This window comes from Microbacterium sp. 10L49 (assembly GCF_056395125.1).
In genome coordinates this window covers 96,295-111,332 of the sequence record NZ_JBFTIW010000003.1, presented here as the reverse complement: position 1 = coordinate 111,332, position 15,038 = coordinate 96,295, and the positions used below count along the sequence as shown (strand labels likewise).

Sequence of the window (15,038 nt, the reverse complement as noted above, 5' to 3'; positions counted from 1 at the left end):
AGCGCGCCGACCGCGTCATCTGCCGACCCGATGCGGCGTGCGGGCGTCGGATCCGTAGACTCGGGGCATGGCTGAGACCCGCACCGCCGAGTTCACTGACGCACACGGCATCGCGATCGTCTACGACGTCCATCCCGCAGCCTCCGGCGTCGCCCCGCGTGGAGTGGTGCAACTGCTGCACGGGGTGGGCGAGCACGCGGGTCGCTACGGCGCGCTGATCGCAGCGCTCACCGCCGCCGGGTTCACGGTCTACGCCGACGACCACCGCGGGCACGGGCGCACAGGCATGAAGCAGCACGGCGACGCGGCGAAGCTGGGCCGGCTGGGCCCCGGCGGCATCCGCGCGGTCGTCGCCGACGAATGGCAGCTGACCGAGCTCATCCGCGGCGAGAACCCCGGACTCCCGCTCGTCCTGCTCGGCCACTCCTGGGGGTCGTTCCTCGCGCAGATGGTGCTCAATGCACACCCCGAGGCGTACGACGCCGTGATCCTCACCGGATCCGCCCACCGCACCCCGACCGACCTCAACTCGATGCCGTTGAACGCGCGATGGAAGGGGCCGGACGCGCACGGACTGGAGTGGCTCACGCGTGACCCTGCGGTGTGGGAGGCGTTCCGCGCCGACCCGCTGACGACCGAGGTGCCGCTGCTGAAGCTGTTCGGGCCGATCGAGGCCGCGCGCCTCTACGGGCGCCCGGGCAAGGACTATCCGAACGACGTGCCGGTGCTGCTGATGGTGGGCCGCGACGACCCGGTGGGCGGACCGCGCAGCGTGCACCGCCTCGCCGACGATTACCGCAACCGCTCGGGCCTCAGCGACGTCACCACGCTGGTCTACCCCGACGCGCGTCACGAGATCTTCAACGAGCTGCAGCAGGCCGAGGTGCGCGCCGACCTGCTCGCCTGGCTCGACAAGCGCGTCCCCTCCCGCGACTGAGCCGCGGGGCCGCGGGGGCCCGCGCCGCGTAGGCTGGACCGGTGCACGGTGAGTACAAGGTTCCTGGCGGCAAGCTGGTCGTCGTCGACTTCGAGGTGACGGACGGCGCGATCTCCGACTTCCGGCTGGCGGGGGACTTCTTCCTCGAGCCGGACGACGCGCTCGACGACATCAACGCCGCGGTCACGGGGCTGCCCGTCGAGACCGATGCCTCAGCCATCGCTGCCGCCGTGCGCGCCGCGCTGCCGGCAGGGGCGCAACTGCTCGGACTCACCCCCGAAGCCGTCGGCACCGCGGTGCGCCGCGCGCTCGTGACGGCGCCGGGCTGGCGCGACTTCGACTGGGAGATCGTGCACGACAAGGCCGTCTCGCCGCGCATGAACCTCGCCCTCGACGAGGTGCTCACCACCCGTGTCGGCGAGGGTCGCCGCCGTCCCACGCTGCGGATCTGGGAGTGGGACGAGTCCGCGGTCGTGATCGGATCCTTCCAGTCCTATCGCAACGAGGTGGATCCGGCCGGAGCTGCGAAGCACGGCTTCGACGTCGTCCGCCGGATCTCGGGCGGCGGCGCGATGATGATGGCCGCCGGTCAGATCATCACCTACTCGCTGTACGTGCCGGCGACCCTCGTGCAGGGCATGACGTTCGCCGACTCCTACGCCTTCCTCGACGACTGGGTGCTGCAGGCGCTGCGCTCGCTCGGCATCGACGCCGTCTACCAGCCGCTCAATGACATCGCCGGCCCCAGCGGCAAGATCGGCGGCGCCGCGCAGAAGCGCCTCGCGAACGGCGGAGTGCTGCACCACGCCACGCTCTCCTACGACATCGACGGTCAGATGATGACCGAGGTGCTGCGGATCGGGCGCGAGAAGCTCAGCGACAAGGGCACCGCCTCCGCGGCCAAGCGCGTGGATCCGCTGCGCAGCCAGACAGGCCTCAGCCGCGCCGAGATCATCGAGCGGTTCAAGGACACCTTCCGCGCCGTCACCGGCGCCGAGGACGGCACGATCGCCGCCGACGAATACGAGGCGGCGGAGGACCTGGTGCGCACGAAGTTCGCCACCGAGGCGTGGCTGCACCGAGTCCCATGAGCGGCGCTCCAGAGCCGGTCGCCGAGGTCGCCGAGGCAGCTCCGGTCGCTGAGCCTGTCGAAGCGTCCGGCTACGGCGTGGTCCCTTCGACAAGCTCAGGGACCGGATCGAACTCGGGCGCGCGAACCGGCGTCGTCGAGATCGTGCACGGCGAGGCGCTCGACGTGGCCCGCACGCTGGCCGACGGATCCTTCACGCTCGTCTACCTGGATCCGCCGTTCAACACCGGCCGCACGCAGGAGCGGCATGCGGTCTCGAGCCGCCGTGCCGACCGCTCCGCGGACGCAATTCAGGATGGATCCGGAAAAACGGCCGATTCCGTGCCCGAAATCCGCGGATCCGCGAAATCCATCCTGAGAACGGAACAGCGCACCCCCGAGGAGCGCCCTCGTGAGGTCAACCACGGCTTCCACGGGCACCGCTACGAGCGGGTGCGCGAGCTGCTGCACGCCTACGACGACCGCTTCGACGACTACGGCGACTTCCTGATGCCGCGGCTCGAGGAGGCCTGGCGGCTGCTCGCCGACGACGGCACGCTGTACCTGCACCTCGATTATCGCGAGGCGCACTACGCCAAGGTCATGCTCGACGCGGTGTTCGGGCGGGACTGCTTCCTGAACGAGATCATCTGGGCGTACGACTACGGCGCCAAGCCGCGCACCCGCTGGCCCACGAAGCATGACACGATCCTCGTCTACGTGAAGACGCCGGGCGGGCACGTGTTCAACGTCGACGACATCGAGCGCGAACCGTACATGGCGCCGAGCCTGGTCAGCGCTGCCAAGCGCGAGCGCGGCAAGCTCCCCACCGACGTCTGGTGGCACACGATCGTGCCGACGTCGGGGCGGGAGAAGACCGGGTATCCGACCCAGAAGCCGGAGGGGATCCTGCGCCGCATGATCCAGGCGTCGAGTCGCCCGGGAGATCGGATCCTGGACCTGTTCGCTGGATCCGGCACCGCGGGCGCCGTCGCGTCCGCGCTCGGCCGCGACGCACTGCTCGTGGACGTCAGCCCGGAGGCGGTGCGGGTGATGCGGCAGCGGATCCCGCATGCGACGCTTCGCGAAGGCTGACCGGGGCGCCCGGGAACTCGGGTAGCGTGTGGATCCATGCGCTCCCTGCCCGTGGATCCGAACAGCCGACCGGTCGCGATCGGTTCGCGGTTGCGTGCGGCGCGCAAAGCGCAGTACCTCACGATCGACGAAGTCGCTGAGGTCACCGGCCTGACCAAGGGCTTCCTCTCGCGCGTCGAGCGCGATCTGACCTCGCCGAGCGTGGCGTCGCTCATCACGCTGTGCGACGTGCTCTCGATCTCGGTCGGCTCGCTGTTCGAGGCTCCCGACGTGCGGGTGGTCCCGGCCGGCACCGGCCCGCAGATCAACTTCGGCGGCACGGGGGTCGAGGAGCGGCTGCTCTCGCCCCGTGGGGAGTCGCGCGTGCAGGTCATGCGCTCGACGGTCTCCGCCGGCGGACACGGTGGCGGGCAGCTGTACACGATCGCTGCCGAGGTCGAGGTGCTGCACGTGCTGAGCGGGCGGGTCTCGGTGCGCTTCTCGGATCGGGACTGGCAACTCGGTCCCGGCGACACGGTCACCTTCCGCGGCAGCGAGCCGCACAGCTGGCGCACCGAGGGCGAAGAGGGCGCCGAGCTGATCTGGGTCTTCGCGCCCGCGGCCTGGGCCTGACGGCGAGACCCCGCGGAGCCGTCGGAGGCCGATCGCCGGCCCTGCGCCGGTGCTGAGGACGAGATCCGGTTCGAGGCCTTGACGTGCGTCCTGCGCGGCTGCTAGATTCGCGCACATCGAAAGTTGTCAAATAGGCAACTAAGGATTCATCCAGAACAACTCTTGGATGAGTATGGTGCGTCGAGGAGGTCGCCGTGGTGGTTCCGATTGGTCCTGTCGACAGTTCGCTGATCCCGAGGTACGCCGGGCGCGACGGGTTCGCCAGGCTCCCGCGTCTGGACCAGGTCGGACGCGCCGACATCGTGGTCGCCGGGGTTCCGTTCGACAGCGGGGTCTCCTACCGCTCCGGAGCACGGTTCGGGCCGAATCACATCCGTGAGGCCTCGCGGCTGCTGCGCCCGTACAACCCTGCGCTCGACGTCTCGCCGTTCGAGCTCGCCCAGGTCGCCGACGCCGGCGACATCGCGGCGAACCCGTTCAACATCGGCGAGGCGATCGAGACGATCGAGCAGGCCGCGCTCGACCTCACCGCCGACGACACCCGGCTGGTGATGTTCGGCGGCGATCACACGATCGCGCTGCCGCTGCTGCGCGCCGCCGCCAAACGGCACGGGCCGGTCGCGCTGCTGCACTTCGACGCGCACCTGGACACCTGGGACACCTACTTCGGCGCGGAGTACACGCACGGCACGCCGTTCCGCCGGGCGTTCGAAGAGGGCATCATCGACACCGAGGCGCTCAGCCACGTCGGCACGCGCGGACCGCTCTACGGCAAGAAGGACCTCGAGGACGACCGTCGCTTCGGGTTCGGCATCGTCACGAGCGCCGACGTCTACTACCAGGGCGTCGTCGAGACCGTCGCGAAGCTGCGGGACCGCATCGGCGACCGCCCGCTGTACATCTCGATCGACATCGACGTGCTGGACCCCGCGCACGCCCCCGGCACCGGCACCCCCGAGGCCGGCGGCATCACGAGCCGGGAGATCCTCGAGATCCTGCGCGGCTTCCGCGGGCTGAACATCATCGGCGCCGACGTCGTCGAGGTCGCGCCGGCCTATGACCACGCCGAGCTCACCGGCGTCGCGGCCTCGCACATCGCGTACGACCTGGTGTCGCTGCTCGCGGACAAGCACGCGGCCGATGCCGCGGAAAGGGCCTCCGCATGACGGAGCACATCCGCAACGGCGGTGACGTGGTTGTCGAGACGCTGACCGCGCTCGGCGTCTCGCACATCTTCGGCATCCCGGGGCAGCACGCCCTCGGCCTGTTCGACGCGATCCGCCGCAGCGACCTCGAGTTCGTCAGCTCACGCGTCGAGAACAACTCCGCCTTCGGTGCAGACGGCTATGCCCGCGCGACCGGCGAGGTCGCGGTCATGTTCGTCTCGACCGGGCCGGGAGCCCTCACCGCCCTCGGTGCGCTGCAGGAGCCGTACGCGACCGGCGTACCGGTGCTCGTGATCAGCGCGCAGATCCCCCGCCGAGGTCTCGGCGGGCAGAAGAACGGTCTGCTGCACCAGCTCGACGATCAGCAGCGCAGCGCGCAGAACGTCACCAAGAGCACCGCGCTGGTGCGCGACTCCGCGCACATTCCGAGCGCGATCCTGGCGGCCTGGGAGCTCGCCCAGACCGTGCCGGCGGGCCCGGTCTGGGTGGAGGTGCCGCAGGACGTGCTGCTGGATCGCGCGACGATCCCCGTGGTCCGCGACCTCTCCGCCGCGGTGCCGGTCCGTCCGGCCCGCGCCGAGCTCGTCGACGAGGCTGCGCGCCTGCTCGCCGGAGCCGAGCGGCCGGTGATCCTCGCCGGTGGCGGGGTGCGCAGGTCGGCGACCGGATCCGCAGAGCTGCTGCGAGTGGCCGAGGCGCTCGGCGCGCCGGTCGTCTCGACGGCGGGCGGCAAGGGTGCGATCCGCTTCGATCACCCGCTCTCCGCGGCGAGCTGGATCGAAGACCGCTGCACGACCGACCTCCTGGAGGACGCGGATGTGCTGCTGGTGGTCGGCAGCACGATCGGCGAGGTCACCAGCAACTACTTCACCTTCGCGCCCCGCGGGCGGCTGATCCAGATCGACGCCGAGCCGCGCGCCCTGGGGTCGAACCATCCGGTGCTGGGAATCCATGCCGACGCCGGTCTCGCGCTCGGCGCGATCGCGGACGCGCTGGAGGGATCCGGATCCGCCGACGGATCCGCGGATCCGGAAACCGTCGAGACCACGCGGCAGGACGCGAACCTGCGCGGCGCCCGGATCGCGGCCGAACTGCGCGCCCGGGTCGAGGAGCGCCTCGCGGGGCAGGACCTCGCGACCGAACGGAACCTGCTGCGCGACCTGCGCGCGGCGGTGCCGTCCGATGCGCAGACCTTCTGGGACATGACGATCGCGGCCTACTGGGCCTGGTCGGCGTGGGATCCGGAGGACGGCGGGTTCCACTCCGCGCAGGGCGCGGGCGGGCTCGGCTTCGCGTTCCCCGCAGCCATCGCCGCCGCGATCGGCACGGGCCGTCGCACGCTCGCCGTGTCCGGCGATGGCGGCGCGATGTACTCGATCGCCGAGCTCGCCACCGCCCGACAGCACGGCGCCAACGTGACCTGGCTGATCGTCGACGACGGCGGCTACGGGATCCTCCGCGAGTACATGGAGGGCGCCTTCGGGCAGGCCACGGCGACCGAGCTGGCACGGCCCGATTTCGTGGCGCTGTCCGCCGCGTTCGGCGTCCCCGCCTATGAAGCCACCCTCGACACCCTCGGCGAGATCGTCGCCGGCACCTTCCGGCAGTCCGGACCCGTCGTGGTCGTGCTGCCTGCGCTGCTGCGCATGTTCGAACTCACCTGACGCACGCCGGTCCTCGCCCGAGACGCCGGATCATCATTCGTCCCCTCCACGCACGACAAAGGAGCCCTCGTGGATATCGCCATCATCATCATCTACCTCGTCGCCATGCTGGCGTTCGGGTTCTGGGGCAAGACCAGGACCAAGAACTCCAAGGACTTCCTGGTCGCCGGGCGCCGCCTGGGCCCGGGGTTCTACACCGGAACCATGGCCGCGGTCGTGCTCGGCGGTGCGTCCACCGTCGGCGGCGTCGGCCTCGGCTACAAGTTCGGCATCTCCGGCATGTGGCTCGTCGTCGCCATCGCCGTCGGCCTGCTGCTGCTCAGCCTGCTGTTCGCCCCGGCCATCCAGCGGCTGAAGGTGTACACGGTCGCGCAGATGCTGCAGCTGCGGTACGGCATCAACGGCACCCAGGCCTCCGGCATCGTGATGGCGCTGTACACCCTGATGCTCGTGGTCACCTCGACCATCGCGTACTCGACGATCTTCCACGTGCTGTTCGGTACGGAGCGCTGGGCATCGATCACGATCGGCGCCGCCATCGTGATCATCTACTCGTCGATCGGCGGGATGTGGTCGATCACGCTCACCGACATGGTGCAGTTCATCATCAAGACCGTCGGCGTGTTCTTCCTGCTGCTGCCGTTCTCCTGGACGCAGGCCGGCGGCTACGACGGCATCGTGAAGCGCCTCGGCGAGACGGTCGGCGCCTCGCACTTCGACCTGTTCGCCATCGGCGGCGACACCATCATCACGTACTTCGTGATCTACACGTTCGGCATGCTGATCGGCCAGGACATCTGGCAGCGCGTCTTCACGGCCCGCTCTCCGCAGGTCGCCCGCTGGGGCGGCACGGCGGCCGGCATCTACTGCGTGCTGTACGGCATCGCCGGCGCGCTCATCGGCACGGCGGCCGCGGCGGTGCTGCCGAAGGACGCCGTGAAGGACGACGTCTACGCCGCCATGGCCGAGCACGCCCTGCCGGTCGGCCTGTCCGGCATCGTTCTCGCCGCCGCCGTGGCCGCGATGATGTCGACGGCCTCGGGTGCGCTCATCGCCTCGGCGACCGTGGCCCGCGCCGACGTGATGCCGCTGCTGCGGCGTCTGGTGGGCCGGGGAACCGATCACAGCCACGACATCGGTCAGGGCAATCCCGAGCACGACATCCGCTCGAACCAGATCTACATCGTCGTCCTCGGCGTGGTCGCTACCCTCATCGCGCTCGTCCTCAATGATGTGGTCGCCGCACTCACTGTGGCCTATGACGTGCTGGTGGGCGGCCTGCTGGTCTCCATCCTCGGCGGCCTGATCTGGAAGCGCGCGAACGGCGCCGGCGCGATCGCGTCGATGATCGTCGGCACCGCCGTGACCCTCGGAAGCATGGTGGTCTACGGCATCATCGCCGGTGATGCGCTCTCGGGTGTGCTCGCGAACGAACCCATCTACTGGGGCCTGCTGTCCAGCGTCGTCGTGTACGTCGTGGTGAGCCTTGCGACCAAGCCCACGCCCGCGGATGTGCTGCAGCGCTGGGAGGACCGTAAGGCGGGCAACTTCGACGAGGAGACCGGCGTCGTCGTGGTCGAGCCGCAGCACCACTGAGCGCGACCGCACCCGGCGCGATCGCGGTCCACGCGTCTGCGCCGGGTGCGACGATCAGCACAGGATGCGACGATCAGCACGCGGATCCGGCGGAAACGCGTGCTGATCGTCGCACTGTGTGCAGATCGTCACCGGTGCGGATCCGCATGCGACGCTGCGCCCATCACGGGCCTCAGCGCACGTCGATGAACACCGGGTTCGCGTAGAACCACGTGTCCGACCACGGGTCGCCCTCGCCGTCGCCGTGCCGCTGCGGACCCGCGGGGTCGACGGCGGCACCGTGGTATCCGGCGCCGGTCCGGTTGCCGTCGCTGCCGCGGAACCGCACGTAGAACGGCCGGTCGACCCGTTCGAACACGTGCGTCAGGGTGAAGGTGCCGCGACTGCCCGTGGTGTCGAACTGGCGCACCACGCGCGTCTCGGGCGCACGCATGGCGTCGGCGTCCGCCGTGGTGCCCGTGACCGGCCCGGCGATCACGTCGACGTGCGCGAGCTGCGGCAGGATGCCGGCCGCGTTCACGTAGTCCGTGGTGGTCACGGTGATGGTGACGACGACATCCTGTCCGCGCTTCGCGGTCAGCCGGCCGCCCAGCGTGACCGTCGTCCCGGACGCATTGCCCCAGCCGCCGCCGTTGCCGTTGCCGCGACCGTTGCCCTTGCCGGGCATGGTGGCGCCGACCTGGACGTCGAGCCCCGCGATCAGGTGGCCGTGATCGACCCACATCCGGCCTCGGCGCATCGCCTCGAGCACGCCGGCGTAGGAGCGCGTCGTGACGCCCGTGTGCAGGCGCGAGAACTGTCCGGGCCAGAAGTCGCTGCCGCCCTGGGGCATCCCGGTGTCGACCGGATCGGGCCGCATCCCGCGTACGGCCCAGCGGTCGAACTCGCTCGGCAGGCTCGCATACGGTTCACCGGCCGGGTAGTCCCCGATGCGCCAGGTGTCTTTCACGGTGAGGTGGTTGTCGGAGTTCGACGTGATCCAGAAGGGCTTGCCCTCGGCGAGCATCGCGTCCCAGAGTCCGCCGACGGTGGCGGTGGCCCAGTCGAACCCGCCGTACGGACGGTAGGCGTCCGCGGGGTAGGCCGCCCAGCTGTCCGGCCGCGGCGCGTTCACGTACTCGCCGCGCTGATCACCGGGTCCGGCATTCTGGCTGATCGCCGATCCCTGCGCACCGGGCGCGCCCTCCATGCCGATGAAGATGTCCGGATCCGCGTCGCGCCATCCGCGGAGCTCGTGGGGGGAGTCGATGCCGAGGCGCATCGGATGGTTCGCGAGCACGACGGCGTCGCCGAGGGCGCCGGCGGACTTCTGCGCGCCGAGCCAGGCGACCGCTTCGGCCGCACGGCGCTCGAAGTCCGCCATCTGGGCGGCGTCCGCCGGCTTGTCCCAGTGATTGAGCTTGCCGTCCCAGGCCAGCTCGAAGGCGCGCAGCAGGCGGATGTCGTCGGTGCCGGGGGTGATCAGCACGGTGGCGTGCTCGGCGGCCGGGATGTACCACTCCAGGCCCTGGAAGATCAGCATGCCGCGGGCATCCCGCTCCTGCTGGATGAGGTCGCGCGCGGTGGGCAGTCCGCGGTCGGCGTGGGCGAAGTTGCTGTGCTCCGTGAAGGCGAGCCAGTCGACGCCGTAGTGCTGTGCGGCGTCGAGCTGCTGGGCCATCCGGTACTTCGCGTCGTGGCTGAACTGCGTGTGCACGTGGTGGTCGCCCACGAGCCATGCCAGCTGCGGGTCGCCGGCGGGGCGCGTCGCGGATGTGCTCGCCATCGCTGCGCCGGCTCCGCCGAAGGCCGACAGCCCGCCGGCGGCGAGGGCGATACCGGCGGTGCGGAGGATGTCGCGGCGGGAGAAGCCCAGCGCGCTCAGTTCGGCGTCGGCGTCGAGGGCATGGGTGCGCGGGGCGTCGTGGGTGTGCATCAGGCGCTTCCTTCGGAGTCGGGGACCCTGGGACCCTAGGCACTGCGGATGGACGGCGAGGAAACATCCGATGTCCTGCGCGTGGCGAATCGCGCCGGGTGCTCAGTCCCTCAGCCGCGGGCGCCGGTGCTGCGCGAACGCCTCCGCCAACGTTCCTCGCACGGCGCCGATCGCCTCCGAGCCTCGTGCCGACTCGCGCACAGCCGTGAACACCTCGCGCACGGGGGATCCGGGCAGCTCGGCCAGCGTGACGCGCGCCGCCGTGTCGCCCCAGATCAGATCCGGCAGCATGCCGACTGCGTGGCCGGCCTCGATCAGCCGCACGTGCGCGGTCAGGTCGGCCGCCTCGAAGCGCACATCGGGCTCGAAGCCCGCGGCGCGGCACTGCTGCACCGCCCACTGGCGCGCGGCGGATCCGGTGGGCTCCATGACCCAGGCGCGATCGCGCAGCCTGTCGAGCGACGCGGCGTGCTCGCCGGGAGGCAGGACGAGGCGGATCGGATCCTCGCCGATGAGCTCGTGCACGTTGCCGGGGTGCCGCTCGCGCGTGTGGCCCGGATACTGCTCGGCGATCACGAGGTCGAATCGGCGCGCGGTGAGCTCGAACAGGCCCTCCTCGGGCGGGGCCTCGGTCATCTCGACGCGCAGGTGCGGATGCGTGAGCGCGAGCGCCGTGAGCGCGGCGGGCACGATCGTCTCGGCGGCGGTGGGCATGGCGCTGATCCGCACGGCCTCGGCCGGGGCGTGCGCGAGTGCCTGCCGGGCCTGCTCGTCGAGTTCGAGGGCGCGCGCGGCGTGCGCGGCGAGCACCCTGCCTTCCGGGGTCAACCTGATACGGCGCCCATCGGGTTCGAGCAGCGCGGCTCCGGCCTCGCGTTCGAGCAGCGCGAGCTGCTGCGACACCGTGGAAGGGCTGTACGACAGGGAGCGCGCGACCTCGGCGACCGTGCCGCGCAGGGCGAACTCGTGCAGCAGTCGCAGCCGTCGCAGCTCGAACATGGACCCTCCTCGATCATTCGATATATACGAATGATATCCGTCATGAATGATCGCTTTTCCTGCAGGGAGATCGGATCCATGCTGGGAGCGTCCCCGCGCGTGCGCGCGTGATCCCGACCCCCGGCACCGAACCCACGAGGAACCATGACCGCCACCGAAAGCCCCGTCTCCGCCGCAGCCGGCATCGACGATCTCTCCGCTCTCGCCCACGACGCCGTCGCCCTCGTCAAGAAGTGGCTCGTGGAGAGCCGCGAGGTGCCCGTCGATGCCGCCGGTCAGCGTCTCGCCGGCGTGCTGCGCGACCCCAACGGCCTCGACTTCACGGTCGGCTTCGTCGACGGCGTCGTGCGCCCGGAGGACCTCAAGGTCGCCGCGGCCAAGCTCAAGGAGCTCGTGCCGCTGACCCCCGGCTTCCTGCCCGCGCCGATGAAGGCCGCGATCGGCCTCGGCGGCGCGACCGCCGGCATGGTCCCCGGCATCGTCGTGCCCGCGGCCCGCACGGTGCTGCGCCAGATGGTGCGCCACCTCATCGTGGACGCCCGCGACGAGAAACTCGGCAAGGCCATCGCGCACATCCGCGAGACCCAGGGCGTGAAGCTCAACATCAACCTGCTCGGCGAGGCGATCCTCGGCCGCGAGGAGGCCGCGCGCCGTCTCGAGGGCACCCGTCGTCTGCTTCAGCGCGACGATGTCGACTACGTCTCGATCAAGGTCTCGTCCACCGTCGCCCCGCACAGCCCGTGGGCCTTCGACGACGCCGTCGCCGATGCCGCCGAGGCGCTGTTGCCGCTGTACCGGATCGCGCTCAAGGGCATGCCGGACGGATCCGCGAAGTTCATCAACCTCGACATGGAGGAGTTCAAGGATCTCGACCTCACGATCGCGGTCTTCACGGACATCCTCGACCGTGCGGAGTTCACCACCCTCGAGGCCGGCATCGTGCTGCAGGCCTACCTGCCCGATGCGCTCGGCGCCATGATCCGCCTGCAGGAGTGGGCGGCGAAGCGCGTGGCCGATGGCGGTGCTCCGATCAAGGTGCGCGTCGTCAAGGGCGCCAACCTGCCGATGGAGACCGTCGACGCCGAGTCGCACGGCTGGCCGCTCGCGACCTGGTCGACCAAGCAGCAGTCCGACGCCTCGTACAAGGCCGTGCTCGAGTACGCGCTGCGCCCCGAGCACGTCAAGAACCTGCGGATCGGCGTCGCCGGTCACAACCTCTTCGACATCGCGCTGGCGTGGCTGCTCGCCGAGAAGCGCGGCGTCACCGAGGGCATCGAGTTCGAGATGCTGCTCGGCATGGCCTCCGCGCAGGCGCAGGTCGTCAAGCGCACCGTCGGCTCGCTGCTGCTGTACACGCCGGTCGTGCACCCCGACGAGTTCGACGTGGCGATCGCCTACCTGATCCGCCGCCTCGAGGAGGGGGCCTCGCAGGAGAACTTCATGTCGGCTGTCTTCGACCTCGACGCGGACCCGGCGCTCTTCGAGCGCGAGAAGGAGCGCTTCCTCGCCTCCGTGCGCTCGATGCCCACCGAGGTGCCCGGCACCAACCGCGTGCAGGATCGCACCGCGCCCGCCGCGCCGGGTCTCACCGACGGCTTCCTGAACGCCCCCGACACCGACCCGTCGCTCGCGGCGAACCGGGTGTGGGGCGACGCGATCCGTGCCCGCATGAAGGAGTCCGAACTCGGCAACGCGACGGTCGAAGCGAACACCCTGTCCACCCCGGAGCAGGTCGACACCGCGATCGCGACCGCCGTCGCCGCGGGCGAGGCCTGGCGCGCACTCGGCGCCGAGGGGCGTGCCGCGATCCTGCACAAGGCCGGCGACGTGCTCGAGGCGCGTCGCGCCGATCTGCTCGAGGTCATGGGATCCGAGGCGGGCAAGGTCATCGAGCAGGGCGACCCCGAGGTCTCCGAGGCGATCGACTTCGCGCACTACTACGCGGAGAGCGCCAAGAAGCTCGCCGATGTCGACGGCGCGACCATGCAGCCGGTCGGTCTGACCGTCGTCACGCCGCCGTGGAACTTCCCGGTCGCGATCCCGGCCGGATCCACCCTCTCGGCTCTGGCGACCGGATCCCCGGTCATCATCAAGCCCGCCCGTCAGGCCCGCCGCTCCGGCGCGGTCATGGTCGAGGCGCTGTGGGAGGCCGGCGTGCCGCGCGAGGTGCTGCAGTACGTGCAGCTCGACGGCCGCGACCTGGGCACCAAGCTCGTGAGCGACCCGGCCGTGGGGCGCGTCATCCTCACCGGCGGCTACGAGACGGCCGAGCTGTTCCGCGGGTTCCGTCAGGATCTGCCGCTGCTCGCCGAGACCAGCGGCAAGAACGCCATCATCGTCACCCCGTCCGCCGACCTGGACCTCGCGGCGAAGGACGTCGCGTACGCCGCGTTCGGCCACGCCGGTCAGAAGTGCTCGGCGGCATCGCTCGTCGTGCTCGTCGGATCCGCCGCGCGCTCCGAGCGGTTCCGCCGCCAGCTCGTCGACGCCGTGCGCGCTTACGACGTCGGCACGCCCGAGGACGGCTCCAACCGCATCGGCCCGCTCATCGGCCCGGCCGGGGGCAAGCTGCTCGGCGCCCTGACCACGCTGCACGCGGGCGAGAGCTGGCTGCTGAAGCCGGAGAAGCTCGACGAGGCCGGCCAGCTGTGGCGCCCGGGCATCCGCGACGGCGTGAAGCGCGGATCCGAGTTCCACCGTGTGGAGTACTTCGGTCCGGTGCTGGGCATCATGACCGCCGACTCCCTGGACGAGGCGATCGACGTCGTCAACGACATCGATTACGGCCTCACCTCGGGGCTGCACTCCCTCGACGAGGACGAGATCCAGACCTGGCTCGCCGCGATCCAGGCGGGCAACGTGTACGTCAACCGCGGCACCACGGGCGCGATCGTGCAGCGCCAGCCGTTCGGCGGCTGGAAGAAGGCCGCGGTCGGCGCCGGCTCCAAGGCCGGCGGCCCGAACTACCTCGTCGGTCTGTCCGAGTGGACCGACGCGCCCGTCTCGACGACGCGCGAGCTCGACGCGCTCGCGACGGGCGCCGTCGGCGCGCTCGCCGCCGCGGGCGACGCGGACGCCGACATCGCGTGGCTGCGCGGCGCACTGGCCACCGACATCGACGCCTGGGCCGAAGAGTTCGGCGTGGTGCGCGACGCCACCGGCCTCACCACCGAGCAGAATGCGCTGCGCTACCAGGCCGTGCCGGTCACGGTGCGCTTCGAGGGCGACCGCGTCGCCGAGCTGATCCGTGTGGTCGCCGCCGGCCGCCGGGCCCGCGCGCGGGTGACCGTTAGCACGCTCGCTCCGTTGCCGGGATCCGTGGCTACCTGGCTCGGCACGCAGGATGTGACCGTCGCCACCGAGGACGCCGCCGCATGGGCCGCACACGCTCAGCGCCTCGCCGCGCGCGACGGCCGGGTGCGCCTCATCGGCACCGCCGCAGCGGCAACCGCGGAGGCCGTGAACGGGTCGCCCAGCCTCGCGCTGTACGCGAACCCGGTGGTCGCCGCCGGTCGCGTCGAGATCCTGACCTTCCTGCGCGAGCAGGCGGTCTCGGTCACCGCGCACCGCTTCGGTACGCCGCACCGCTACGACATCCCGCTGCTGGATCCGATCGCCTGATCGGATCTGGATCCCGATTCTGCGCGCCGTGCCGCGGCGTCGGGATCCGCCCGGGGCGTCGCGCCCCGTATCGACCCGAACCCGCCGTCCCGCTCCCACTGGACGGCGGGTTCGTCGTCTTCGCCGGTACGTAATTCAGGCTGGATCTGCCGCAAAGGGCCCGGATGGATCGATTCGGGCGGTCACGAGCGAACTCAACCTGAATTACGCACGGGGACCACCACCCACCGGGGTCGTTGAGCGAACACGGCCGAAGGCCGAGTGAGACGAAACGCGGTGCTCTCGCGAGATGCTGCGTTTCGTCTCGCGGAGACCCGCACTGAGCGCAGCGCAGCGAGTCGAAGCGTCGCTCAACGACCCCGGT

Annotated in this window: 10 protein-coding genes; 8 read left to right on the top strand and 2 right to left on the bottom strand. The window is 70.7% G+C overall.

Features of this window, described 5'->3' with window-relative positions:
- Positions 1-67 precede the first annotated feature (67 nt).
- From AC1DCT_RS08455 to AC1DCT_RS08425, 7 genes are all read left to right on the top strand, one after another.
- Positions 68-937 carry an alpha/beta fold hydrolase gene (locus AC1DCT_RS08455; protein WP_477428545.1) on the top strand — a complete coding sequence of 290 codons (870 nt, stop codon included), beginning with the start codon at positions 68-70 and terminating at the stop codon, positions 935-937.
- A gap of 41 nt (positions 938-978) precedes the next feature.
- Positions 979-2,028, top strand: coding sequence for a lipoate--protein ligase family protein (locus AC1DCT_RS08450; protein ID WP_440734196.1), 1,050 nt, complete (start codon positions 979-981; stop codon positions 2,026-2,028).
- Positions 2,025-3,101 (top strand): DNA-methyltransferase, encoded by a 1,077-nt coding sequence (locus tag AC1DCT_RS08445; protein WP_477428543.1) that lies wholly within the window; start codon positions 2,025-2,027, stop codon positions 3,099-3,101. The genes AC1DCT_RS08450 and AC1DCT_RS08445 overlap by 4 nt, the downstream gene beginning before the upstream one ends.
- A 36-nt stretch (positions 3,102-3,137) precedes the next feature.
- On the top strand, positions 3,138-3,713 hold the full coding sequence (locus AC1DCT_RS08440; protein WP_477428541.1) for a helix-turn-helix domain-containing protein: 576 nt from the start codon (positions 3,138-3,140) through the stop codon (positions 3,711-3,713).
- Positions 3,714-3,907: 194 nt separating this feature from the next.
- The gene (speB, locus tag AC1DCT_RS08435; RefSeq protein ID WP_441976861.1) at positions 3,908-4,879 is read left to right on the top strand and encodes an agmatinase; all 972 of its coding nucleotides are present in this window, start codon (positions 3,908-3,910) and stop codon (positions 4,877-4,879) included.
- Positions 4,876-6,543: a thiamine pyrophosphate-binding protein gene (locus tag AC1DCT_RS08430; protein WP_477428539.1), complete on the top strand. Its 1,668-nt coding sequence runs from the start codon at positions 4,876-4,878 to the stop codon at positions 6,541-6,543. The genes speB and AC1DCT_RS08430 overlap by 4 nt, the downstream gene beginning before the upstream one ends.
- Before the next feature lie 105 nt (positions 6,544-6,648).
- Positions 6,649-8,139 (top strand): sodium:solute symporter family protein, encoded by a 1,491-nt coding sequence (locus AC1DCT_RS08425; RefSeq protein ID WP_477429639.1) that lies wholly within the window; start codon positions 6,649-6,651, stop codon positions 8,137-8,139.
- Positions 8,140-8,311: 172 nt separating this feature from the next.
- Here the strand turns inward: AC1DCT_RS08425 and AC1DCT_RS08420 are convergent, their stop codons facing one another.
- Positions 8,312-10,054: a PHP domain-containing protein gene (locus AC1DCT_RS08420; RefSeq protein ID WP_477428537.1), complete on the bottom strand. Its 1,743-nt coding sequence runs from the start codon at positions 10,052-10,054 to the stop codon at positions 8,312-8,314.
- A gap of 102 nt (positions 10,055-10,156) precedes the next feature.
- Entirely contained in the window at positions 10,157-11,053 is an 897-nt protein-coding gene (locus AC1DCT_RS08415; RefSeq protein WP_440734191.1) for a LysR family transcriptional regulator, read from the bottom strand.
- Positions 11,054-11,197: 144 nt separating this feature from the next.
- Between AC1DCT_RS08415 and AC1DCT_RS08410 the strand changes: the two genes are divergently transcribed.
- Positions 11,198-14,674, top strand: a complete 3,477-nt coding sequence (locus tag AC1DCT_RS08410; RefSeq protein WP_477428535.1) for a bifunctional proline dehydrogenase/L-glutamate gamma-semialdehyde dehydrogenase — start codon at positions 11,198-11,200, stop codon at positions 14,672-14,674.
- Positions 14,675-15,038: the final 364 nt, after the last annotated feature.

Bases quoted from the DNA above. Each gene is read 5' to 3' on its own strand.
- AC1DCT_RS08440 (WP_477428541.1), top strand. From the start codon at position 3,138: ATGCGCTCCCTGCCCGTGGATCCGAACAGCCGACCGGTCGCGATCGGT.
- AC1DCT_RS08430 (WP_477428539.1), top strand. From the start codon at position 4,876: ATGACGGAGCACATCCGCAACGGCGGTGACGTGGTTGTCGAGACGCTG.
- AC1DCT_RS08445 (WP_477428543.1), top strand. From the start codon at position 2,025: ATGAGCGGCGCTCCAGAGCCGGTCGCCGAGGTCGCCGAGGCAGCTCCG.
- AC1DCT_RS08410 (WP_477428535.1), top strand. From the start codon at position 11,198: ATGACCGCCACCGAAAGCCCCGTCTCCGCCGCAGCCGGCATCGACGAT.
- AC1DCT_RS08425 (WP_477429639.1), top strand. From the start codon at position 6,649: ATGCTGGCGTTCGGGTTCTGGGGCAAGACCAGGACCAAGAACTCCAAG.
- AC1DCT_RS08420 (WP_477428537.1), bottom strand. From the start codon at position 10,054: ATGCACACCCACGACGCCCCGCGCACCCATGCCCTCGACGCCGACGCC.
- AC1DCT_RS08415 (WP_440734191.1), bottom strand. From the start codon at position 11,053: ATGTTCGAGCTGCGACGGCTGCGACTGCTGCACGAGTTCGCCCTGCGC.
- AC1DCT_RS08455 (WP_477428545.1), top strand. From the start codon at position 68: ATGGCTGAGACCCGCACCGCCGAGTTCACTGACGCACACGGCATCGCG.